The organism is Nodosilinea sp. FACHB-141, assembly GCF_014696135.1.
In the GTDB taxonomy this organism is placed as follows: domain Bacteria; phylum Cyanobacteriota; class Cyanobacteriia; order Phormidesmidales; family Phormidesmidaceae; genus Nodosilinea.
Genome location: NZ_JACJPP010000006.1, coordinates 94,722 through 114,517 on the forward strand (window position 1 = coordinate 94,722; position 19,796 = coordinate 114,517).

Sequence of the window (19,796 nt, forward strand, 5' to 3'; positions counted from 1 at the left end):
CCCATGAGCCAAAGACCCAACGGACACAGTGAGTTTGAACGCGACCGAGAACTCATTCACAACCAGGAGGTCTATCGTCTCAGGCAGGAGCACGATCGGTTGAAGGCAGCCCAACGACGGGCTCGGTTGGCCTGGGTGCGCAACTCTATTGTGCTGCTGGTCGGGGCGTTAGAGGTGCTGCTGGCGCTGCGGTTGTTTTTGCGGCTGTCTAGCGCTAACCCCAACAACCCCTTTGCCCAAACCATTTATACCTTGTCAGAACCGTTCATGCGGCCGTTCTCGACTCTCTTTATCAGCCCCACCAGCGCTGACGCCACTCAGATTTTTGATCTCAACAACTTAATTGCCATGGCCATCTATGCCCTGCTGGGGGGCCTGGCGATCGCCCTAGTCAACTACCTCCAAGGCCCAGGCTTCCAAAATCGTTAGCAGTGTTCATCGCCAAAGGTTGGCATAGCGGGCGCTAGGCATCCAGCTTGCCGCCTACAAACGGGGTGCTCCACGTTGCCCAATTTTCTTTATTAAAAGGCGATCGCCAGCGGCAAATTAGCTCTTGCTCCAGCCTCTGACGAGCCTTGCGATCGCAGTCGGCGTGGAGCCAAAAGCCAATGTTCACCGCTACGGGCAGCTGGTGAACCCGGTGGGCTTCCACGTAGCTGAGAATGTAGCGCTTGCAGTCGTGAACCCCTTTCCAGCGCTGGTTTGACTTGACTGTTTCGCCCACGTAGAGCAGCACCGCCGCGTCGTGATCGACCACAAAATACAGGGCGGGCACCCCCGACTCTTGAAACTGCCCCCGCCAAAACTCAGCGTTGCGGGGCGGCAGGGTAAAGGGGTCAATCGTGTCCGCAGACGAAATATCAGCTACCTCAAACAGCGTCCCTTGTACCGACGGATCAGACTTGACGGTAGCCTGAAACTGGGCCACCCGCTGCTTCCAGCCCTGGAGTTCGTCGGCTAGCATGGTCGATCCCGCCGGACGGTTGTAGGCCCAGGACAGATCCGCCGCCCGCAGATCGGTATCGGAGAGCAGGGAGGGCTGATAGTCGGAGGGCATGGGGCTACCGGTAGCGGTTATGGCTTTTGATGATAGTGCATAACCCCACCGATAGCGTTGGTGGCAAAGCGCCTACAACCGCGATCGCAACGTTTCTGGCCCAATATCCTCCACGGTGTAGCCCTCGGGATAGCTGCGAATGGATTGATCGACAAAGAAATCGGGCTCGGTGCGCGGCGGCAGGCGACGCAATAGGCGACTGCGAGCTTTGAGGGCGGTGCTGGCCAACTGCTGCACCGCCACCGGCACCGGCTGCCATCCCAGCGCCGCTAGCAAGGGCGGGTCGAGCAGGCAGGGCAGACCCCAGTTCACCACCGGCCGGGTGACAGCCGGGAACCAGGACAGCAGCATGTGGCGGGTAGCGTCGGCGACTCGCTGGTTGGTGAGGGCATAGGCAAAATGCTCAGACTCAAACTCGCGGTTAAACTGCTCAAACGCCTCATAGGTTGGTGGAATGTCTTGAAGGCCCATGCGATCGCCAATCGCCCGCCAGAAATAGTAGCAGGCCAGTCGCTCTTGCTCGCAGAAAGGCCGCCAGCCGAAGCGATCGCACCACCGAATTGGCTCATACACAAAGGTTGAGAGTACGTAGAGGAAGTCGTGGTTGCTAATGGCGTAATGGCGGTGAATGGCATTCATGCGTTGAATAAATGCGGCGCCTCGGGGGCTATCGTAGCCGTGCTTGAAAGCTTCAGACACCACAATACCGGTGTCGTCGTAGCGCTTTTGGGCGTGGTGGCGAAACTCACCAGTTTTATCCAGCAGCGCCGACACGCTGGGGATGCAAAATGTCCGCAGCAGGGCAACTTCCAGGGCGCGGGTCACATCCCAGGGGAATTCGTAGCCCGCCAGCAGGCAGCAGATTTCGGAGTGGTCGCGCTCGGGGTCGAGGCTTTGGATGTGGCGTAGGGTGGCGTAGCGATCCATAAGTCGTTGGGCGTCTGGGATTAGGAGGTGGCCTGGGAACGACTTTTCCAATGGTGGGCAGTGCCCACCCTACGGCAGCGCAGATCCTAAAATTCGATGCCCGGCTGGGCTTTAATTCCCTGCTCGCGGAAGGGGTGCTTCACTAGGGTCATCTCCGTCACCAGGTCGGCTTGGTCGATCAGCGCCTGGGGTGCGCCTCGCCCGGTGAGAATGACGTGGGTCATTTCCGGCTTTTCAGCTAGCCCCGCCACCACTTGATCAACGCTCAAAAAACCGTGCTTGAGGGCAATGTTAATTTCGTCGAGCAGAATGGTTTTGTACTCGGGGTTACGAATGTAAGAAAGAGCTGTTTCCCAAGCGGTTTGGGCGGTCTGGGTGTCGCGATCGCGATCCTGCGTATCCCAGGTAAACCCTTCGCCCATAGCCTGGAAGGTGAGCTGGTCGCCAAACCGCTCCAGCACTGCCTTCTCCGCCGGTTCCCATGCGCCTTTGATAAACTGCACGATCGCTACTTTGTAGCCATGGCCGAGGGAGCGCAGCACCATGCCCAGAGCGGCGGTGGTTTTGCCCTTACCGTTGCCGGTGTTGATAATCACCAAACCCTTTTCAACATTGCGCTCGGCGATGCGCTGCTGCTGCACCTCCTGGCGACGCTGCATTTTGCGGCGATACTGCTCCTCTGACAGGTTGGCCGCTTCGGATTCTTGGTTGAGGGCAGCGGCGGTGGCGTCGAGGCGATCGGTAGGTTGAGTCATAGAGCGACGTGGTGAAGAAAGGGCACAGGCGTGGCCCGTCTGAGATTTGCTGAGGGCGGGCGATCGCTGCTCTGCCTATCCTAAGGGTTTGGCGCGATCTCTAGGCACAAAAGCCCGAGCATCGTTTCAATGCCCTCAACAGATGTTAGAATGGTGCAGCCTAAGGGCATGTAGCTCAGTGGATAGAGCACTAGATTCCGGTTCTAGGGGTCGCAGGTTCGAATCCTGCCATGCTCGTTTCTCATATAGCAAGGGTTTTACCCGCTCCGTAGCCTCTCCCTCTTGCGGAGGCTGCGGAGTTTTAAGCTTAGACTCTGTCCAGTTTTATTTCGTAGGGGTAAGACCAGCCCATTCTGAGGCGCATCTACCTAAGGATGCTCCTTTGTAACGGTTGCGGTCTGTTTTAGTATCTCTAGGCCGGTCTTTGTCGGACTACATACATTTAGCGCTCGCCAAGTAGCAAATAAAGCTTGATTGGTGACTTTACAAGCTTGATTAATAACCAATTTGTGAAGTTGTGAATGCGATCGCGGTAGTCGTTACAGCATTGATGGAAGTAACTGTGACTTGTAGCAGCATCAGAATCATGCCGCAACGCTGAGGAAGTTGCTCAGGCACCTGAGGGACAGAAAAAAGCCGTCTAATAGGATGTAGCTTGCATCCTATTAGTCTTGCGTAACGAACCAGCCTAACCCCTTGTTGAGTTATCCGCCTAAACCATGGTAGAAACCACCCCATCAATCAGCCTTTAGATCAAGACCATCGTGAATTTGGCTATCTAGAATAAAGCTTGTATGCCTTTCTAGATTAACTTGCCATGAGTTTGCGCGATCGCTTCAGCCAGATTAGCGGACAGACCCGCTTTGTTGTGTGTCGCATTTTTGTGCATCTCTCAGGCAGAGAAGTAGCACCACTCTTGGGTGTGCTTAATCAAACGGCACGTGAGGCGATCGATTCAGAAGGTGATATGCAAGTGTTGGGCGATCAACTCGTGCGGGTTTGTGAAAGCTTGCTGGAGTACGAAACTTTTTGGCAATCGGCAGCCAATGAGGGAGATGTTCTTTGGGATGAAGGTGACGCTGGAGATTATGTCAATGAGTTATTTACCGACTCGGCTGGACGTTATGGCAGCGAAGTAGGCTCTGACTCCAGTAGAAGTGAGGATTTCGCCATTCCTGTGACACAAAATGTGGTTGTCATGCTCACAGTCGCCTCTGAAGGCGAAGTGCCCGAACTAGAAACTAATCTAGCCGACGTCACTGCATTAAAAGCAGGTTTAAAAGCTCTAGTCAACCTAAATTACAGGGGGACTTTAAGAGCGATTCAGATACATTTTTCTCCTGCACAACTGGGAGACCAACTCACATCAGACCAACTGATTGAAAACTTTCCTGAACTCATTCCGCTCTAGGTTTTCTGATTCACAATGCTTCTCCCTTAACTACAATGATGCGTAAACTTTCTGCTTCTTTATTAGCCTTAACCCTAGTGTGGTCGTCGGTTGGTTGCACTAGCCTAGTAGGCTACTCCACTTCGCAACCAGCACCACAGCCTCCGCAAGAAACAACTGCCCCTGCTGCTGCTGCTAGCTCAATCACAGACGGGGCTTATCCTGTGCAGCAAGCTACCTACGACGACAGTTCGGGTGAATATAGCCTAATGTTGCTTAACACTGCGCCTGGGCAGTCGATGTTTCGCAGCGCCAATTTGCCGTTGGCACAATTAACCAACGAAGAAATTTCTGCGGGCAAATCAAGTGAACTGCGCGTTGAAAACGGACAACCTGCGCTGTATCTAACACCCGATTTTCGAATCGAATATGTTCACAACGTCACTGCCACTCAAACCGATCCGCAGACTGGACAGGAAGAAGTCGTCATTGTTCGTCGAGAGCCAAGCTTTTGGACGCCATTTGCAGGAGCGCTAGCGGGTCAGGCGATCGGCAGCTTACTCTTCCGTCCGCAGTACTACATGCCGCCAGTTTATCGGCCGGGTGTAGCACTGGTCGGCCATGGCGGCTATGGACGAAGCTACAGCGAAGCCGTGTCGCATTATCAGTCGCGCCACCAAGCACCTCCCGCTGAATATCGAAACCGTCAGTATCGAGCCAGTGGTAGGCTACGCTCGCCTGGTAGCACTGCCCCACGCGTTAACACCAATAGACCTTCAGGCAATGGCGTCGGCAACAGCAATCTGCGACGCAATAACCGTCGGAATGAGCGTGCCCGGCCTTCAGGCGGCAGTTTTGGTAGTTCACCACGTCGTCAGGCCCCTCGCCGTAGCCCTGCCAGATCTGGCAGACGGCGGTAACAGCTTAGTGATGCCTACAGAAGGTAAGCGTCAGGTACGGTGGTCGTTGCAGCCTTGACGGGGATGACTGCGGTAGCGGGATAGGTAAGGGGGGCAATAGTCGAAGACTGGCCCAGCTGGCCAACGCAGATCCCACTTGCTAAAACGTTCTCAACGTGAGGTGTTAAGGCCGAGTTAGGGCGATTTTTCGGACGGCGGCAGCACTGATGCCTGCGATCGCCCCCCAAACCACAGTCGCTACCAGACTGAGGACAACAGCCCAAGTATCAGTCGAGTAGTCGGTAATGTCGCCGCCACTCAGCCCAATCATGCGGTTGAGTGGCACCACAACCAGCGCCAGATAGACCAACCCAACCGTGCCACCGCCTAGGGCTGCCCCTCTGGCCAATCGCCGCGTCGTGCCGCCTAAGGCACCCCCTAGTCCTCCTAGCCCAGCGGATAGCCCAAAAAATATCCAGGCCGGGTATGACAACACCAGGGCAGGCAAACTAACGCCCGCGTGATTTCGAAAAAACGGCCCACCCCAGTTGAATACGTAGTAAAAAAAGAGCACCGCAATGAGATATTGACCGACGGCACCTACCACAGCTCCGACCACGCTGCCCAACCAGGGGTGTTTGCGGCCTGCTGAAACCTGTTTTCCCATGGTGTTTAGCTCAAAGGGTAGGTATGAGACTCCCAATAGTCGAGCCGGTGCGGTTGACTAGGCCAGCTGAGATTGACGATTACTTCAGGCTCAGCGCCAGGGATTGTTTTACAGCGGTAGTGATCGCAGCAATGGCTAGAGCGGGCGCGATCGCTCCGATTTGCGGCTATCCCACGACAGCTCTAAGGCTTTGCGAAAGTCATCCATAGCCAGGGCAGCCCCATGGCCCAGACGAATATTAGTGTGGCCGCGCCCGATATAGGCCTCGGCTAGGGAGGGGCTGATATCAATGGCGCAGTTGAAGTCGTCGAGAGCTAGCTCCCACTCGTCAAGAAAGTAAAGGGCGTAGCCGCGATCGCAGTATGCCATGGCATCACTCTCGTTTATCTCTAGGGCGCAGTCAAAATCAGCGATCGCCGCTGGATAGTCTTCTTGGCGGCTAAACACGCGGCCTCGGTTAGCCAAGATGCGACCGCTGTGGGGGTTAAAGCGCAGAGCCAGAGTGTAGTCGGCGATCGCCCCCTCCATGTCGCCCACCTGGGCCCGTAGCAGCCCCCGGCTGTCATACAGGTCGGCCAGGCGAAAGCGCAAGTTGAGGGGGGTGTCTTCGCTCAGGGTGGCGTCGGGGCTGTCGAGGGCCAGGCCCACCAGAGTTTGGTTGTAGGAGCGGTCTTGCAGCTCGGGGTTAAGCTCTAGCACCGTGGTGTAGTCGTCGATTGCCCCTTGAAAATCGCCCAGCTCGTGGCGCAGCATACCCCGGTTGATGTAGGCCTCGGCATAGTCAACCTGGCAATCGAGGGCGCGGTTGATGTCGAGGGTAGCCTGGTAGGTGTTGCGCAGTTGAAAATAGGCCACCGCCCGGTAATTGTAGGCTTCGGCGTGGTGAGGCTGGCTCTGCAACAGCCGAGAAAAGTCGGCAACAGCAAACTGGTAGGCTTCGCGGCGGTGTTCGGCCAGGGCGGCCAGGGCCCCCTGTTTGAGGTAGGCCAACCCTCGCCACAGCAAAATTTTGGCAAACTTAGGCTGCTCGGCCAGCACCACCGAAAAGTCTGCGATCGCCCCGCCGTAGTCTTCTAAATCGAGCTTGATGCGGCCCCGGTTGCCGTAGGCTTTCACCGAAGTCGGCTGGAGTTCGATAGCCCGATCCAGGTCTCCCAGGGCCTCGCTTAGCTGACCCACCAGCCGATAGACGCTGCCCCGGTTGATGTAGGCATTGGTGAAGGTCGGCTCTAGGCGCAGGGCCGCCGAAAAGTCGTCGATCGCAGCCCCATTGCGACCCAGATCGCGGTGGGCACAGCCCCGGTTGTAAAAGCCCTTAGCACAGGTTTGATCTAAAGCAACGGCTTGAGAAAACTGGGCGATCGCCGCCTCAAAATAGCCCAACCGGGCTTGCTCAATACCGGCTTTGAGAAGGTCGCTAAGCTGACGGGCTTGGGTTGTCATAGGCCTGCCGGGGAATTCAACACTGCACGGTGTAAATCGAATCTGGGCAATGCTCTTGCCGATGCCCCTGAGCCCCAAAGCTAATTCTCATTATGCCCCATTGAGTCAACCGTGGGGGTACTCAAACCGTCGCCTGACGCAGCGCCTGCACCGTGGCCACCACCCCAGCTGCCACCTGGTCGATCTCAGCAGCGGTAGTAAACCGCCCCAGGCCAAAACGCAGCGAGGCGTAGGCCAGCCCATCCTCCCGCCCCAGGGCCTTGAGCACGGGGGAAGGGGCGGTGCTGGCGGTGCTACAGGCCGCCCCTGATGACAGCGCCACAATTCCCCGCAGCCCCAGCAGCAGCGCCTGACCATCGACCCCCTCAAAGCTGACATTGAGGTTACCGGGCAGTCGCAAATTGGCATGGCCGTTGAGATGCATTCTGCCCAAAGGTTGCAAGCTGTCCCACAGGCGCTGGCGCAGTGCGATCAGCCGAGCAGATTCTTCTTCCATTTCGGCTAGACCTAGCTCCACTGCCTTGGCAAATCCTACGATTTGGGGCGGGTATAGGGTGCCCGATCTGAGACCCCGCTCGTGACCGCCGCCATGGAGCTGCGGAGCCAGAGGCACCCTTGGTCGTCGCCGCACGTAGAGAGCACCGATGCCCTTGGGGCCGTAGACCTTGTGGGCCGTCAGCGACAGCAGATCTAAATTCATGGCCTCTACGTCGAGGGGAATTTTGGCGATCGCCTGGGCCCCATCGCTGTGGAAGAAGACGTTGCGATCGCGGCACCGCGCCCCAATCTCGGCCAGGGGTTGCAGCACCCCAATCTCGTTGTTAGCCGTCATCACCGACACCAGCACGGTATCGTCGCGAAAAGCTTTCTCCAAAGCATCGAGATCCAATAGCCCGTCGGGCCGCACCGGCAAGTAGGTAACCTCAAAGCCCAAAGATTCGAGATACCGGCAGGGGTCGAGCACAGCGCTGTGCTCGGTCTGCACCGTAATAATGTGTCGCCCCCGGCTAAAGCAGGCTTCGGCGATACCCTTAATCGCCAGGTTGTTGGCCTCGGTGGCCCCGCTGGTAAAGACGATCTCTTCAGGGCTGGCGTGAATAGCGGCGGCAAGGGTTTCCCTGGCCTTCGTCACTGCCGCCTCGGCCTCCCACCCGTAGGCGTGGGTAAGGCTAGCGGGGTTGCCAAAGTGCTCGGTGAAGAACGGCAACATCGCCTCCACCACCCGCAGATCTACCGGGGTTGTGGCATGGCAGTCGAGATAAATCGGTCGATGTACCATAGGCCCTATGAATACTCCCAGTCACCTAATTCTCAACCTGGCCCTGCTGCGTCGCCCGGAGGCTCCGGCGATGACCTGGCCGATCTTGATCGGTGCGCTGATTCCCGATGCGGCCATGTTTGTATTCTACGGCTGGGCTCGTCGGCAGGGTTTACCCGAGCAAACTATCTGGGGCGAGGCCTACTACAGCCAGCCCTGGCAGGCCATCTTTGCCGTGGGCAACTCCATTCCTCTAGGGCTGCTAGGGGTAGCGCTAGGCTATAGCCTCAGGCGGTCGTGGTTCGGCCCCTCGATCGGGTTTTTGGGAGCCAGCATGGTGCTGCACCACCTAGCCGACCTACCCCTGCACCACGACGATGCCCACCAGCATTTTTGGCCCCTCAGCTCGGTGCGCTTCATGAGCCCCGTCTCCTACTGGGATGTGGATCACTTCGGCCGTTTGGGGGCCACGATAGAACTGGTGCTGGTGCTAATCGCCAGCGCCTACCTGCTGCCCCGGCTCAGCTCTAAGTTTAGCCAAGGACTGCTAGGAATCACGGTGGCGCTGACCGCTGTGGCCTACGGTGCACTGGTGCTCGTGCCCTTAACCTAGTACCGAGGTTGAAACACCTGGTACTGATTGCGGCCAGCATCTTTAGCGGCGTAGAGAGCTTGGTCAGCGATTTCTAAAATGGCCTCGGCTGAGCTATCGGGGCTAGGTCTGACGGTGGCAATTCCAAAGCTGAGGGTGATGGTGTCGCCGCTGGGGCTGGCCCCGTGGGGCAGAGCGAGGGTTTGCAGGTGATGGCGCACCAGCTGCACCACGCGAATGGCCCCGGCGGTATCGGTATCGGGCAGCACCAGAGCAAATTCTTCACCGCCGTAGCGGGCGGCCAGGTCAGCGGGGCGACGAACGCCGAAGCGCATGGCGCTGGCAATTTCTACCAGACATTGATCTCCCGCAGCGTGGCCGTAGGTGTCGTTGTAGGGTTTGAAATAATCGACATCGGCCAGCACCACGCTCAGCGGTTTGCGCTCTCGAGCCAGCCGCTGCCACTGCTGACTGAGGTATTCATCGAGCCAGCGGCGGTTGGCGAGCTGCGTGAGGCTGTCTACCTTAGCGATGCGATCGAGCTCTTGGTTAGCCGCCTGAAGCTGGTGATAGAGCTCGGCCTGGTGCAGGGCCGTATTGAGCTGATCAGCGAAGTGTTGCAGCATGTTGGCTTCAAAGGGCTGCCACTGCCGATGTTCGCCGCAGGCATGGACCACTAAAATGCCCCACAGGGGATGGCGATCGCCCCCAAAGGGATGGGCAATGGGCGCAATCATCGCCGACTCAACCCCAACAGTCGAGAGAAACGTAGTCAGGTCAGGTGGCCAGGGCTCTGCCGCCATGTCATTGATGATGTAGGGCTGCCACGTATATAGCCTCTCCAGGTAGGCCGCAGGCAGCGGCCCCGACGGAATCATGCTGTCGGTGATGGTGACGTACTCGGGGTTGGTCGCCTGCTGGGCAATGCGGCGATCGCCATTGGCCAAGATCTGAAAAATCACCGCTCGGTCGGCACTAAACACCGTTTTAACGCCGGCTACTGTAGCACCCAAAATAGTTTCCAGATCGAGACTTTCGCGCATGCGCGCCGTCAGCATGCGCAGCAGTTGCTCTTGCCCCACTCGGCGGCTGAGGGTAGCCTCAGTAGCCTGGAGGCTGGCCTGCAACTGCCGGCGCTCTGTGCAGTCTTCGGCCCAGCCCACCATGTAGCGGGGTTGATTTTGGTCATCGTTGACCACTTGCACATGGGCTTGCACCCAGCGCACGTCGCCGTTGGGGCGCACGATGCGATACTCCCGCCGCACGGAATTGCCTTCAAACTGTCGGCCCAGGGAGGCCTGCACCTGAGGCAAATCGTCAGGATGTATCTGCCGGAGCCACAGGCCAGGATCGCTGTAGAGCAGTGCGGGAGCATGGCCCCAAATGCGTTCGTAGGCGGCGCTGACGTACAAAAACTGGCCAGACACCGCATCGCGAATAAACAAAACCTGCTCAACGTGATGGGTAAAGAGATCAAACAGCTGTTCAGTTTGGCTACGGACCGAAAAGGCTTGGAGCTGCTGTTGCAGTCCGTGTTGGTAAACGCTTTGGCCAAGGTGACGCGCCGCATGCACTAGCAAATCACAGCTCGATGAGTTCCACGGGCGGGGGCTGCGGCAGTGGTGGGCAATGAGCAGGCCCCACAAGTGAGGCCCTGCGAATATTGGAACTGCCAAGTTGGCCTGCACCTGTAGGCGACTCAGCAATTCGGCGTAGCAGGAGTCAAGGGTGCTGTGCTGCACATCCGCCACCAGGATCAGTTGGCCCCGGCGATAGCGATCTTCCTCGCTGCTGGCAAAGCAGGATTCATTGATCCGCTCGCCCTGCAAAGGCTGCCAAGGGGCAACCACCGACTCAGCGATGACAAAGCCATCCTCGGGAGACAACACCTGATAAATCACCACCCGATCGGTATCGAGGAGCGATCGCAGCCGCTCTGCCCCCTGCTGAAGCAACGCCTCTAGCCCACCGCCCGCTGCCGACGCTTCGCAGATTGCAGTCACTATGTCTAGAATCTGCGATTGACTAATATCGGGCTGGGGGAGGGATTGGCGCGTCATGCGTCAGACATAGCAAGAGAGAAGCAATTACGTTTGGCAAGCTATTACTCACCACACCCGCCTTCGACCTTGGCCGCTGCACAGTGGGGCTCACCCATTAGCTATACAGAAGCCCCTAACGCTATTCCCGACTGCTGCTCATTGGAGAAAGCTCAGCTCGAGCCGGAGAAACAATTTTTCTAACCTAGTCTAAAAGTCATGCCCTGACTGAATACCAGACTTGCTCTACCCTGCGCTAAAGCTAAAGCATTCCACTACCAAAAAGGCACTTAATCGAGACAATTTAACTTCAAATTAAGGCACAGTAGCTAAAAACAGCCTGGGTAAGCCTACCGAGATCTCAAATATGGCTCATGTCTAGCGCATTCTACCCTTTCTCGAGGTTTTGGGCATCCGAGCCCGATCGCCGCAGGGGAGAATCACCGACGCAACCCAGCCCCTGACTCAAAAAAATATTGCAGAATGTAAAGAGAAATGGTTTACCACCGGGACTAGCCCATGACATCCCTTGCGATCGCTCCCCAGTCTACGGGTCTCACTGCCGCCTTGCCCGCCGGTGGCCCCGATCCCGCCCGGTTCGATTGGGCCGAGGCCTGGTACCCCGTTGCCTATGTAGAAGACCTTGACCTGGTGCAGCCCACCCGCTTCACCCTGCTCGACCGAGGCATCGTCATTTGGTGGGATGCCAAGGGTCAGGCCTGGCGCGTGTTTGAAGACAAATGCCCTCACCGCCTCGCCCCCCTATCCGAGGGCCGGGTGAATGAATCTGGTGAGCTAGAGTGCCCCTACCACGGTTGGACATTTTCCGGCGATGGTGCCTGCACCTATATTCCTCAGCAGGCGGCTGAGGCCAAGGCCCAGCAGTCGGGTCGGGCCTGCGCTGTCTCTATGCCCACTGCCGTCCGGCAGGGGTTGCTGTTTGTCTATCCTGGCAAAGCAGAGAATGCGCCTCAAGTTGAGGTGCCCATTATGGGTCCAGTTGAAGAGGAACCCGACGGCTGGGTGGTGCTCAACACCTTTCGCGACTTGCCCTACGACGCCCTCACCCTGCTCGAAAATGTGCTAGATGTCAGCCACATTCCCTACACCCACCACAAAACCGTCGGCAAGCGAGAAAACGCGGCCCCCATGGAAATGGAGGTGCTGAATGCCGGGAAGCAGGGATTCCAGGGACTCTGGCCTGAAGGCCCCCGCAAGGGCACGCTGGGAACCCAGCACACCACCTTCGTCGCTCCGGCACTGATGTACCACGACCTCACTTCAAAGCAGTTTGGCCGCACCCTGACCGTGGTTTACGCCACCCCGATGAGCAAGGGCAAGTGTCGGTTGTTTGCCCGCTTTCCCTTTAAGTTTTCGTCAAAACTGCCCGCTACTGTAATTGGCCTCACCCCCCGCTGGTACAGCCACATCGGCAACAATGGCGTCCTCGAAGATGACCAGATTTTTCTGCACTTGCAAGAGCGCGAATTGGAGAAAGCCAATCGCACCTACGCCCAGGCCTGCTACCTGCCCACCCAGGCCGATCGCTACGTGCTAGCCTTTCGCAACTGGGTCAGCGACTTTGAGGCCGATCCTTTCCCTGGCCAAGCCCTTGAACCGGAGTTGAGCCAAGCCGCGCTGCTCGATCGCTATCACTCCCACACCCAGCACTGCAAAAGCTGCCGCACGGCCCTAAACCGTATTCAAACCCTGCGCTGGGGGCTGTTGGGGGTGAGCGCGATGGTCTGGTCGCTGCTGCCGATCGCGATCGCCACCGGCAGCCTTACCAACCTCACCGCCACCCTGCTGGGGCTGCTGCCTCTAGCCACCGCTGCGGCTTGGGTAGGCCTGGGCATTTTAGAACGCCGATTTTATGAAGGCCGCGCAGTGCCACCTCGCAACCTGCCCGAGAAAAAAGCCAAAGCTAAAGCTAAAGGCTAATTAGGGGCACGGGAGTCTGACCAAGCAGGTCAATCGCGACCGGTTTCTGTCAGCAGCCTGGACTGGCTTGGACCGCATGAGCAGATGAGGGGAACGCCATTCGCCCCTACGAATGGCGATAGCTAGGCTAATCGGCTGGAATTACCTGCACCATACCCACCAGGTCAATGCCTTCAGAGGTGACCGCCAGCTGACGAATATCGACCTCTGACCCCAGGTCAAAGGCAATCTCGTCTAGCACAATCGGCGACTGCGATGCTCCAGTCACTGAAACTACCCTGGCCACCGGCTGCTCTAGACACAGCCACCGCCCGTCTCGCATCGCCAACCCCAGAGTTAGCTCTAGCGCGTCATGGCTAAAGGATGCCCCTGGCCAGCGCAGCGTCATGCGATCGCTCGCCAGAGCAATATCGACCTCGGGAAACGCATTCCCGTCACCCAACCAGCGCACCAGAGGTACCTGCTTTTCGGACACGGCTCCGGCCAGCAGCTGCTTCAGCACATCACGCAATCCCTGGCCCAGCAGTGGGGAACCCAGAGAAGCGCGCAGATCCTCGGCTAGCACCGTCACCTGGCCATCTACCGGAAAGGGCTGCAACAGCCGCAGCGGTTTGCCCCGCAGCACCTGGGGCAGATTGACGCGAATATCTGTCGCGTTCACCTCGGCCTGACTGACGTGCAGCCCCTGGTACACCGCCTGGCGAGCCGCCAGAGTCACCTTTGGCAGGTAGCCGCCTAAAATTTGGCGGTCTTTGCCGTCGATGGCAAACTCTAGCCCCTCTAGGTGGTCGAGCTGAGTGTGCAGCCAGAGGCGAATCGCGGGGGGCAGCAGCCGACTGATAATGCGGCTGCCCTTGGCGGCATCGGCAGAATTAGCAGGGTCAGAAGTCATAGGCGGACTACAGAGAACAAAACTCAATCATGCTAGGCCTGCTCCCTTCAAAAGCCAAGGTCCACGACCATCGCATCCCCAAACTCTAGCAGGGGATGTGCCGCAGATTGGAGCGAGAGAGGGGGGGAGGGGCGATCGCATTCCTCCACCCTCCCCAACAGCCTTCAAAGTCATGATTTCCTGACGCAATAATACGCATGGGGATCAATTTGTCATGATTTTCTGACAAACTGATCCCCGAACCCCCACTCTCTCGCTCATAGAGCCAGAAAAGCCTTGCTAGGGGCTTGATCCCGGCGATAGTTTTTGGCATGCTACAGGGCAACGGTTGATCTCCGCTTGCACCTGAAGCCCGGTAGCTAGGCAAAAAGATTCTAGCCGGAGTATCCCGATCCCGTGATTGGGATCGCACTCCCCACTGGCAGCTATCCCCTTCAGCCTGTCGTGATTGATCGTCTGTCGTCCTGGTCTCTATGAGGAGAGTGCTCTATGTCTTCCCCCCGCCCACCCTTAGAAGAAATGACCCTGCGGCAGCTCCGCAAAGTAGCCAGTGAGTATGAGGTGTCCCGCTACAGCCGCATGCGCAAGACCGAGCTAATTGAGGCCATTCAAACTATTGACGCCAAGCGCGGTTTGGGAGCAGCGCCAGTTTCTGCCCCAAAGGTGCCAGCGGTGGTACCCGCTATGGCCGGCGCTACCGCTGGAGCAACTCCCACCTACACAGCTCCAACTCCGCCCCCAGTAGAGGTCTTGGCCACCGTGGATGATGGCCTAGCTGATTTGCCCAGCGGCTATGGCGAAAGCCGCATTGTGCTCATGCCCCGCGACCCTCAATGGGCTTACTGCTACTGGGATATTCCCCATACCCATAAAGACGAGCTGCGGCGGCAGGGGGGCTCACGGCTGGCTCTGCGCTTCTACGATGTCACCGATATTGATTTTCTGCGCCAGACTCCCCACAGCTTGCAGCAGTACGAGTGCGACGAAATGGCGCGGGAGTGGTACCTACCGATTCCGGTGAGCGATCGCGACTATGTAGCCGAGATCGGCTACCTCTGCAACGACGGCCGCTGGCTAGTCCTGGCCCGCTCCCTGCCCGTCCATATTCCCCCCGTCTACCCCTCCGACTGGGTCGAAGACCACTTTGTCACCGTTGATTGGCAGGCTGACCTGCGCGGCAAGGCGGTAGCGGCGCTCAAGCACCCCAGCCAGCGTGCCGCCGAAAGCACCAACGCCATCTACGACGAAGTCTATGCCATGACCCAATCCACCGAGGCTCAGCGGGTAGCCGGGTCGCTCTTCGGCTCCATGCAGCACGTGCCGGGTTCCATGGCTCCCGAAAAGGCTGTCAGCTCCTACGTGTTCCCCTCCGGAGCCGGGCTGTGGGCTGTCCCCGGTGCCGCGGCTGGCGTGCCTACTATGTCGGGCATTGGCGCCTTTAACGAGCTCACCATGTCAGGGGCAGGGTTCACCATGTCGGGCGCTGGTCTGACCATGTCGGGGGCGGGCTTCTCGGCCTCGGCGCCGCCCATTCGCCCTCGCAAGTTCTGGCTGGTGGCCGATGCCGAGCTGATCGTCTACGGAGCCACCGAGCCCGATGCTACCGTCACCATTGGCGGGCAGCCAATCAAGCTCAACTCCGACGGCACCTTCCGGTTCCAAATGTCGTTCCAGGACGGCAATATTGACTATCCAATCATGGCGGTAGCGGCGGATGGCGAGCAGACTCGCGCCATCCACATGACCTTCGATCGCGCTACCCCCTCGCGCCGCACCAACACCAAAGACGAAGCGGTGTTGGAGTGGTTGCCCTAGGCTGCCTTGCTTAACGGCAGAATCACAAGTTAAGGAGCGCTCCTAGGGGCGCTCCTTTTTTTGCGAAATGAGACAACTCCCCGCATAGAATGAGTTGTTACCCCCGCCTGGCGCCCCGGTCCCGATCATTCACCCTAAGTAAATTTCTACGCCGTGAAACTATTTCTATTCCATACTCCTGAAGAAGTGCCTGAGCAGGGTGCGCCCGACTGTGCGATCGCTATCGATGTGCTGCGGGCCACCACCACCATGGCGGCAGCCCTGGCGGCGGGGGCCGAGGCCATTCAAGTGTTTAGTGACATCGACGACCTGCTCACCACCAGCGAAACCTGGCCTACCGACAAACGCCTGCGGGCGGGCGAACGGGGCGGCGGCAAAGTTGAGGGCTGCGACCTGGGCAACTCGCCGCTCGATCACTCCCCCGAAAGGTCAGGCGGCAAGCGCCTGTTTATGAGCACCACCAATGGCACTCGCTGCCTCAAGCGCATCGAGCACGCCCCCACAGTGATCACCGCCGCCCTAACTACCCGCCAGGCCGTAGTGGATTTTGTGCTCAGTCAGCAACCAGAAACCGTGTGGATCGTGGGCTCGGGTTGGGAGGGCACCTACTCTTTAGAAGACACCGTCTGTGCTGGAGCCATCATTCACGGCATTATTGCCGCGACGGGGCAGACATTTAAGGATTTGGCGGGGAATGACGCGGCGATCGCCGCCGTCAGCCTTTACCTCCAGTGGCAAGACCAGCTGCTCGACTTGATGCACTACGCCAGCCACGGCCAGCGTCTGCTGCGCCTCAACAACGAAGCCGACCTGCAATATTGCGCTCAGCTCGACGTGCTCAACATCGTGCCCCGCCAGCATGAGCTAGGGGTTCTGGGCCTGTAGGTGATGGCTGGGAGAAAAGCACCTTTCGGAATGAATCCCCATTGGTTCTTCGTTCTTCCTATTTCGCTTTTTCTCCCCAGCCTTAACTCCCATTTCAGGCGGTCTCAGCAGCCTTCAAAAATTTTGCCTATGCTCTAGGGAAAGGATTAAACGAATTCCCAGCCAGCACCCCAGGGCAAGGAGACTACCATGGCCGTTGACTACGATTTGGTCGTTATTGGCGGCGGTTCTGCCGGGCTAGTCGCCGCCAGTGCCGCCGCTCAGCTCAAAGCCAAAGTCGCCCTGGTCGAGCGAGAAGGTAGCCTCGGCGGCGACTGCCTACACCACGGCTGCGTGCCCAGCAAGTCCCTCATTCATGCATCGCGGGTGGCCCATGAGGTCTCTCGCGGCCCCGAGCTTGGCGTCCATGCCCAGCTCGAAAAAATTGACTTCCAGGCCGCCCTAGGCCACGTGCACCGGGTGATCGACACCATTCAGGTGCACGACTCCACCGAACGCTTTGAATCGCTTGGGGTTGAAGTAATCTATGGCAAAGGCGAATTCACCAACTCCCGCACCTTTACCGTCAACGGTCGCGCCCTGAAAGCTCGCAGCTACATTATTGCTACCGGCTCGCGCCCAGCTAACCCCAAGATTGAGGGACTAGAAGACGCGGGCTACATCACCAACCTGACGGTGTTTTCCCTTAAACACCAGCCGCAATCCTTGGCGGTGATAGGCTCTGGCCCCATTGGCTGTGAGTTGGGCCAAGCCTTTGCCCGCTTGGGCACCGAGGTCACTCTGATCGGCGGCCAAGACCATGTTCTGCCGAAGGAAGACCCCGAAGCCGCTGCCGTGGTGCAGGCGCAAATGGAAAAAGACGGCGTGCACATTCTCAACGGCACCCGCGCCCAGCGAGTCGAGGTCATCGACGGCAAAAAGCACGTCCACACCACCAATGGCACCGTGGTAGTCGACGACATTCTGCTGGCGGCGGGCCGGGCACCCAACGTCGAGTCTCTCAACCTGGAGTCCGCTGGGGTAGCCGTGGGTAAGGAGGGCATTACGGTGAACTCTAAGCTGCAAACCACCAATTCCCGTATCTATGCTGCTGGGGATGTGGTTGGTGGCTATCGGTTTACCCACGTGGCTGGCTACGAGGCAGCCGTGGCCATGCAAAACGCCCTGCTGTTTCCCACCAAAACCGCTGACTACCGAGTTATACCTTGGGCAACATTCACCGACCCTGAGCTGGCCCGAGTGGGCCTGACCGAAGCCGAGGCCCGCCAACGCTACGACGATGTCTATATTCTCAAGCAGGATTTTGCCGGGGTCGATCGCGCTCTAGCAGAGGCCTCTGGTCAAGGGTTTGCCAAGATCATCACTCGTCGCAACGGCAAGATTCTCGGGGCGCACCTAGTTGGCCCCCACGCCGGGGAGCTGATTCACGAAGTTGTGTTGGCCATGAGCAACAACCTCAAGGTCGGCGCGCTGACCAGTATGATTCACATCTACCCCACCCTGGCGGAGGTGAATAGCAAGGCTGCCCTCCAGCTGACGAAGCAAAAGTACGCTAAAAATGAACGTCTTCAAGGGATATTGTCTAGGGTGTTTGGGGTACTGCGCTCCTGGAGCTGAAGGATGAAACGCCCACAGCTCAAGGGATAGCGCTGATGCCTAGGTGAATACCGCAGAAAATTAGCAGAACTTCATATAGGGCTTATTTCTTCTTTACGTACATTCGCCTACATTAGTCATAAGCCGCTAAGGCTTCTATAGGGTACGTACTATACTGAAACATCTAATAAGAACCAGGGCCTCCAGCTTTCTAGCTGGGGGCCTTAGTTTTTGGGGTTCACGGTATAAGGGTTATGGCGGTGACAGGCAATAGGAGAAGCGGTGCAGCGATTAATGGTTGAGCCTGATCAGGTGGTGGCTGACCAGCTTTGTTTGAGCAGCAGCCAGCAGCACTATCTGTATCGAGTGCTACGACTGGGGGCTGGGCAGCAGTTTGTGGCCCTCGACGGCCAGGGGCAGCAGTGGATTGCTACTTTGACTACGAAGCCAGATGTGGCGGCGATCGCGCCCCTCTCCCGGCCATCCTCAGCTACCCAAGCTCCGGTTACCCTGGTGATCGCCCTACCCAAGGGCAGCGGCTTCGACGATGTCGTGCGCCAAACCACTGAGCTGGGGGTGAGCACATTACAGCCGGTGATTAGCGATCGCACCCTGCACCAGCCCAACCCAAAAAAGCTAGAGCGCTGGCAGCGCATCGCCGCCGAAGCTACTGAACAGTCGGAACGGCTGCTGCTGCCCCAAATTTTGCCCCCTATGCCTTGGCGGGATTATCTCAAGCAGGTGAGCGAGGGCAGCCGCTGGATTTGCGTGGCGCGGGGAGATGCCCCCCACTTGCTGACGGTGGCTCAGGCTAGCGATCTCACTCGCCCCGCCGTGATTGCCACCGGGCCAGAGGGGGGGTGGACTGAGGCTGAGGTAGAGGGAGCGATCGCCACCGGTTTTCAGCCAGTTTCACTAGGGCCTCACATTCTACGGGCCGTCACAGCTCCACTGGCTGCCCTCACCCTGGTCATGGCGGTCCATGCCCAACGCAAATTTGAAGACATCTAAAGCAGTCTTCGGAGTCATTCTCAATAGCGAAAAATTATTGCAAATACCCCAAAAAGTTCGCTAGTATTCTCATTAAGGATCAGTTATTGAAATCTAGCGGGGAGAAACCAGGCCATGGCTGCTTACACTCCATCAGCCCTTAAAGCCGAACTCAACGAGCGCGGCTGGCGCATGACTCCCCAGCGAGAGACCATGCTCAAAACTTTTCAAAATTTGCCTGAGAGCACTCACCTCAGTGCCGAAGATCTGTGTGACCTGCTGGAGAAAGAAGGCGAACCTATCAGCCTCTCCACTATTTACCGCAACCTCAAGCTGATGGCGCGCATGGGCATTTTGCGCGAGCTAGAGCTGGCCGAGGGCCAAAAACGCTACGAGATCAACCAGCCTGCCCCCCACCACCACCACCACCTGATCTGCGTGCGGTGCAACAAAACCATCGAGTTCAAAAATGACTCGGTGCTTAAGGTAGGGTCTAAAACCGCCGATCGCTCTGGCTACCACATTTTGGATTGTCAGCTGCTGATTCACGGCATTTGCCCCAGCTGCCAGCGATCGATTGTGCCAATTTAATGAGGTTCAAGGTGCAGGGTATAGGGTTTAAGGTCTGTGCTTAGCCTTATACCCTGTAC

Annotated in this window: 18 protein-coding genes and 1 tRNA gene; 11 read left to right on the forward strand and 8 right to left on the reverse strand. The window is 58.0% G+C overall.

From position 1 onward, the window contains the following. Window positions 1-3: 3 nt before the first annotated feature. Complete coding sequence (locus H6F59_RS03110; RefSeq protein WP_190695066.1) at window positions 4-429, forward strand: YggT family protein; 426 nt, start codon at window positions 4-6, stop codon at window positions 427-429. A 34-nt stretch (window positions 430-463) separates the two neighbouring features. On the opposite strand, the gene H6F59_RS03115 is transcribed toward H6F59_RS03110, so the two are convergent. The 3 genes from H6F59_RS03115 to cobO all read right to left on the reverse strand — a co-directional run bounded on the left by H6F59_RS03115 (window position 464) and on the right by cobO (window position 2,739). Beyond that, entirely contained in the window at window positions 464-1,057 is a 594-nt protein-coding gene (locus tag H6F59_RS03115; RefSeq protein ID WP_190695068.1) for a GIY-YIG nuclease family protein, read from the reverse strand. 72 nt (window positions 1,058-1,129) lie between these two features. Next, a complete protein-coding gene (locus H6F59_RS03120; RefSeq protein WP_190695069.1) occupies window positions 1,130-1,984 on the reverse strand; it encodes an oxygenase MpaB family protein in 855 nt (284 codons plus the stop codon). Window positions 1,985-2,070: 86 nt separating this feature from the next. Then, window positions 2,071-2,739 (reverse strand): cob(I)yrinic acid a,c-diamide adenosyltransferase, encoded by a 669-nt coding sequence (cobO, locus tag H6F59_RS03125; protein WP_190695071.1) that lies wholly within the window; start codon window positions 2,737-2,739, stop codon window positions 2,071-2,073. Window positions 2,740-2,903: 164 nt separating this feature from the next. On the opposite strand from cobO, the gene H6F59_RS03130 reads away from it, so the two are divergent. The 3 genes from H6F59_RS03130 to H6F59_RS03140 all read left to right on the forward strand — a co-directional run bounded on the left by H6F59_RS03130 (window position 2,904) and on the right by H6F59_RS03140 (window position 5,049). After that, window positions 2,904-2,976: transfer RNA gene (locus H6F59_RS03130), tRNA-Arg, on the forward strand. A gap of 586 nt (window positions 2,977-3,562) precedes the next feature. Next, window positions 3,563-4,150 (forward strand): DUF1517 domain-containing protein, encoded by a 588-nt coding sequence (locus tag H6F59_RS03135; protein WP_190695213.1) that lies wholly within the window; start codon window positions 3,563-3,565, stop codon window positions 4,148-4,150. Between the two features lie 203 nt (window positions 4,151-4,353). After that, window positions 4,354-5,049 carry a hypothetical protein gene (locus H6F59_RS03140; RefSeq protein ID WP_313887098.1) on the forward strand — a complete coding sequence of 232 codons (696 nt, stop codon included), beginning with the start codon at window positions 4,354-4,356 and terminating at the stop codon, window positions 5,047-5,049. Window positions 5,050-5,212: 163 nt separating this feature from the next. Here the strand turns inward: H6F59_RS03140 and H6F59_RS03145 are convergent, their stop codons facing one another. The 3 genes from H6F59_RS03145 to H6F59_RS03155 all read right to left on the reverse strand — a co-directional run bounded on the left by H6F59_RS03145 (window position 5,213) and on the right by H6F59_RS03155 (window position 8,417). Continuing rightward, window positions 5,213-5,695 (reverse strand): hypothetical protein, encoded by a 483-nt coding sequence (locus H6F59_RS03145; RefSeq protein ID WP_190695075.1) that lies wholly within the window; start codon window positions 5,693-5,695, stop codon window positions 5,213-5,215. A 135-nt stretch (window positions 5,696-5,830) separates the two neighbouring features. Next, window positions 5,831-7,138, reverse strand: coding sequence for a tetratricopeptide repeat protein (locus H6F59_RS03150; RefSeq protein ID WP_190695077.1), 1,308 nt, complete (start codon window positions 7,136-7,138; stop codon window positions 5,831-5,833). A gap of 121 nt (window positions 7,139-7,259) precedes the next feature. Further along, window positions 7,260-8,417, reverse strand: coding sequence for a cysteine desulfurase family protein (locus H6F59_RS03155; protein ID WP_190695079.1), 1,158 nt, complete (start codon window positions 8,415-8,417; stop codon window positions 7,260-7,262). Between the two features lie 7 nt (window positions 8,418-8,424). Between H6F59_RS03155 and H6F59_RS03160 the strand changes: the two genes are divergently transcribed. Beyond that, entirely contained in the window at window positions 8,425-9,009 is a 585-nt protein-coding gene (locus H6F59_RS03160; RefSeq protein ID WP_190695082.1) for a hypothetical protein, read from the forward strand. Here the strand turns inward: H6F59_RS03160 and H6F59_RS03165 are convergent. Then, window positions 9,006-11,048 carry a diguanylate cyclase domain-containing protein gene (locus H6F59_RS03165; protein WP_190695084.1) on the reverse strand — a complete coding sequence of 681 codons (2,043 nt, stop codon included), beginning with the start codon at window positions 11,046-11,048 and terminating at the stop codon, window positions 9,006-9,008. The genes H6F59_RS03160 and H6F59_RS03165 overlap by 4 nt on opposite strands. A gap of 498 nt (window positions 11,049-11,546) precedes the next feature. Between H6F59_RS03165 and H6F59_RS03170 the strand changes: the two genes are divergently transcribed. After that, complete coding sequence (locus H6F59_RS03170; protein ID WP_190695086.1) at window positions 11,547-12,968, forward strand: Rieske 2Fe-2S domain-containing protein; 1,422 nt, start codon at window positions 11,547-11,549, stop codon at window positions 12,966-12,968. A 127-nt stretch (window positions 12,969-13,095) separates the two neighbouring features. On the opposite strand, the gene H6F59_RS03175 is transcribed toward H6F59_RS03170, so the two are convergent. Further along, on the reverse strand, window positions 13,096-13,860 hold the full coding sequence (locus tag H6F59_RS03175; RefSeq protein ID WP_190695088.1) for a DUF2993 domain-containing protein: 765 nt from the start codon (window positions 13,858-13,860) through the stop codon (window positions 13,096-13,098). A gap of 489 nt (window positions 13,861-14,349) precedes the next feature. On the opposite strand from H6F59_RS03175, the gene H6F59_RS03180 reads away from it, so the two are divergent. The 5 genes from H6F59_RS03180 (at window position 14,350) to H6F59_RS03200 (ending at window position 19,737) form a co-directional block, all read left to right on the forward strand. After that, a complete protein-coding gene (locus H6F59_RS03180; RefSeq protein ID WP_190695090.1) occupies window positions 14,350-15,675 on the forward strand; it encodes a DUF4912 domain-containing protein in 1,326 nt (441 codons plus the stop codon). A 153-nt stretch (window positions 15,676-15,828) separates the two neighbouring features. Continuing rightward, entirely contained in the window at window positions 15,829-16,560 is a 732-nt protein-coding gene (locus tag H6F59_RS03185) for a 2-phosphosulfolactate phosphatase family protein (RefSeq protein ID WP_190695092.1), read from the forward strand. A gap of 189 nt (window positions 16,561-16,749) precedes the next feature. Continuing rightward, window positions 16,750-18,177, forward strand: a complete 1,428-nt coding sequence (locus tag H6F59_RS03190) for an NAD(P)/FAD-dependent oxidoreductase (RefSeq protein ID WP_190695094.1) — start codon at window positions 16,750-16,752, stop codon at window positions 18,175-18,177. A 261-nt stretch (window positions 18,178-18,438) separates the two neighbouring features. Continuing rightward, window positions 18,439-19,167 carry a 16S rRNA (uracil(1498)-N(3))-methyltransferase gene (locus H6F59_RS03195; protein ID WP_313887099.1) on the forward strand — a complete coding sequence of 243 codons (729 nt, stop codon included), beginning with the start codon at window positions 18,439-18,441 and terminating at the stop codon, window positions 19,165-19,167. A gap of 114 nt (window positions 19,168-19,281) precedes the next feature. Continuing rightward, window positions 19,282-19,737: a Fur family transcriptional regulator gene (locus H6F59_RS03200; RefSeq protein WP_190515707.1), complete on the forward strand. Its 456-nt coding sequence runs from the start codon at window positions 19,282-19,284 to the stop codon at window positions 19,735-19,737. Window positions 19,738-19,796: the final 59 nt, after the last annotated feature.

Excerpts from the sequence above, each read along its gene's own strand:
- H6F59_RS03110 (WP_190695066.1), top strand. The coding sequence starts at position 4 with ATGAGCCAAAGACCCAACGGACACAGTGAGTTTGAACGCGACCGAGAA.
- H6F59_RS03115 (WP_190695068.1), bottom strand. The coding sequence starts at position 1,057 with ATGCCCTCCGACTATCAGCCCTCCCTGCTCTCCGATACCGATCTGCGG.
- H6F59_RS03120 (WP_190695069.1), bottom strand. The coding sequence starts at position 1,984 with ATGGATCGCTACGCCACCCTACGCCACATCCAAAGCCTCGACCCCGAG.
- cobO (WP_190695071.1), bottom strand. The coding sequence starts at position 2,739 with ATGACTCAACCTACCGATCGCCTCGACGCCACCGCCGCTGCCCTCAAC.
- H6F59_RS03145 (WP_190695075.1), bottom strand. The coding sequence starts at position 5,695 with ATGGGAAAACAGGTTTCAGCAGGCCGCAAACACCCCTGGTTGGGCAGC.
- H6F59_RS03150 (WP_190695077.1), bottom strand. The coding sequence starts at position 7,138 with ATGACAACCCAAGCCCGTCAGCTTAGCGACCTTCTCAAAGCCGGTATT.
- H6F59_RS03155 (WP_190695079.1), bottom strand. The coding sequence starts at position 8,417 with ATGGTACATCGACCGATTTATCTCGACTGCCATGCCACAACCCCGGTA.
- H6F59_RS03160 (WP_190695082.1), top strand. The coding sequence starts at position 8,425 with ATGAATACTCCCAGTCACCTAATTCTCAACCTGGCCCTGCTGCGTCGC.
- H6F59_RS03165 (WP_190695084.1), bottom strand. The coding sequence starts at position 11,048 with ATGACGCGCCAATCCCTCCCCCAGCCCGATATTAGTCAATCGCAGATT.
- H6F59_RS03170 (WP_190695086.1), top strand. The coding sequence starts at position 11,547 with ATGACATCCCTTGCGATCGCTCCCCAGTCTACGGGTCTCACTGCCGCC.
- H6F59_RS03175 (WP_190695088.1), bottom strand. The coding sequence starts at position 13,860 with ATGACTTCTGACCCTGCTAATTCTGCCGATGCCGCCAAGGGCAGCCGC.
- H6F59_RS03180 (WP_190695090.1), top strand. The coding sequence starts at position 14,350 with ATGTCTTCCCCCCGCCCACCCTTAGAAGAAATGACCCTGCGGCAGCTC.
- H6F59_RS03190 (WP_190695094.1), top strand. The coding sequence starts at position 16,750 with ATGGCCGTTGACTACGATTTGGTCGTTATTGGCGGCGGTTCTGCCGGG.
- H6F59_RS03200 (WP_190515707.1), top strand. The coding sequence starts at position 19,282 with ATGGCTGCTTACACTCCATCAGCCCTTAAAGCCGAACTCAACGAGCGC.